This is a genomic window from Shewanella waksmanii, from assembly GCF_043643685.1.
Classification (GTDB): Bacteria; Pseudomonadota; Gammaproteobacteria; order Enterobacterales; family Shewanellaceae; genus Shewanella; species Shewanella waksmanii_A.
On sequence record NZ_JBHZSN010000032.1, the window covers coordinates 1 to 2,267 of the forward strand.

1 protein-coding gene is annotated in these 2,267 nt (G+C 42.1%); it reads right to left on the reverse strand.

Annotated elements, in window-relative coordinates; all coding sequences use genetic code 11:
- Positions 1 to 361: 361 nt before the first annotated feature.
- Positions 362 to 1,294, reverse strand: coding sequence for a LysR family transcriptional regulator (locus ACHUFW_RS21765; protein ID WP_394206067.1), 933 nt, complete (start codon positions 1,292 to 1,294; stop codon positions 362 to 364).
- Between the last annotated feature and the right edge of the window lie 973 nt (positions 1,295 to 2,267).

Sequence of the window (2,267 nt, forward strand, 5' to 3'; positions counted from 1 at the left end):
CCTGACTGGTCTGTACATCGCTATGCAGCGCTGCTTGCCGTGTCAGTGGGAGCGCATTATAGGGAGCTGAAGTTTTTACGCAAGCGCTTTTTGAAAGAAAATTGCATTTATTTTATATACCTTAGTTAGGTACAGCCTACCGACATCTTTCCCACAGAGTTATCCACAACCACACTAATAAAAGGGCAGTAGCCGTGTGAAGCAAGCCCGAGAATGCATCACGTCTTCCTATGCTAAGTTTGCAATATCACTGCCATAAAGCGCTTAAAGAGAGAAAGTGTTACCGGCGATGATTCAACAATTCACCTTTTAGAAATGCAAAGCCCCTTTTAGAATTACAAAGCACCAGTTAAAACTTTATCTATGCTTTAACTAGTCTCTGGACACCGTTAACAATAAGGTTTCTCAACCAACGATGACTGGGGTCAAGTTCAAAGTGTTTGTGCCACACCAAAACATATGCACCTGGTTGCAATTGTACAGGTACATCTAAACAAACTAGTTCATAATCAGCAATCATCTGCGCTACATACTTTTTCGGCGCGCATAAAACAAGGTCGCTATGTTGGCAAAGTTCTAAAGCACTATTAAAATCGGTCATGTTCACCGCGATATCACGTTTAAGGTGAGATAACTTAAGTACATCATCCAGTAACCAGTGCTCTAAACCTCCAAAAGCTACCTGCAAGTGTCGATACTTAAGGAATGTCTCTAAATTCCACTCTTCCGAGAGTAAACTATGACCTTGTCTTACTAAACACACTGGATGATCACGAATAAGCTCCGCATAACCAAGCTCAACCGGGATATTATTCATATGCAATAACGAACGATCATCCCACTCACGACATATAATCCCCATATCGATTTCACAACGGAGCAACTTATCCATGCTATCTTGTGACCAGGTTTGACTATTTATACTAACCAGTGGCGCTTCCTTTAAAAGCCTCGGCATGAAATAGGGATACGTCAATGAGTAAGCAGTTTCTACCACATGCATCCTAAATGTTCGGCGACTTTCAGCCGGTTCAAATGTACTAGGTCGAGTAAACTTATCTAGTTGTTGCAGTAATAATCTCAGTTCAGGAGCTAACTGTAATGCTCTAGGTGTAGCCTTCAATCCATAAGCAGTGCGTTCAAACAGTTGGTCATCCAGTGCTTCTCGTAACTTATTTAATTGCTTGCTGACCGCAGATTGACTTAGATGAAGCCTAGTTGCCGCTGCCGTGACACTTTGCTCTTCCAGCAACACTTCTAGTACTTTAAGTAAGTTAAAATCTAGTTGCTTCATCCTTATCTTCCATTTTTACGGCTTTTATATAACTATTGTACGGCTCTATCGATACTATGATAAAGATATCTACCCAATAAAGCCGCTCTTCTCCTCTTAAAGGCAAACTGACCAAACTCCTAACTCCAAACACCGTGCTTCATTTACTAATTGATTTTTACTATATAGCTAAAAGCGCGAGCGTTTGTTTTAAGTCCTTTTTAATGACCTAGCATAATAGGTGCAAACGGAAAGAGGAGGCAGATGAATGTCCTTCCAGTTGCGTTCTAGCGCTGCGCAGCCATGGAAGGCTAAAAGTAGAATTGTTCAGGAGCATTTATCGAGAATAGCGAAGGAGCTATTCCCTTGTAGAACATGCTCGCCCTTGGATAGAAAGGGTTAAGAGCAAGCTTCCTTGAGTGGCTGTAATGGGAACGTCCTTGAAGTAACTATCGAAGTTTCTCTATTTACCACTTATGCATATTACACTTTTTACTTTGCCTAAACGCAAATAAGCCATCTGCCCTTATCAAATAAGAGTAGATGGCTTCTTCACTACTTTTTACGTGTAAACTAGGCTTCTGGAAATGGCCAGCTTCTAGTATGAATCCACTCTTCATGCCTTGACTCTAAACCTAACATCAACAAAATATCAACTAAAGAGAAAATGACCGACTCTCGTAGTTCGCGCAACGAACACATGGGGTTGAAAGTTAGGCGCTTCGAATACTCAGTATTCAGCCTCGAATCTTAAGATAAAGAGTGAACGCGGAGAAGCTTGCCTTCGTAGCTGGAGGCGAGGCACACGGCCTTTCATTGGCATCCATGCCATCAAGGCATTTGTTAATCCTAAACATCAGAAGTGCCGAATGCCAGAAACGCAGGAGCAGTTTCTTGCCAAGCTCAGCAACGGGATGACGTAGGGGGTAGGCATTGCACTCACGTGCTTAAGTGGATAAGCCACCTAATATAAATACTGGCACATTCGAGCCAT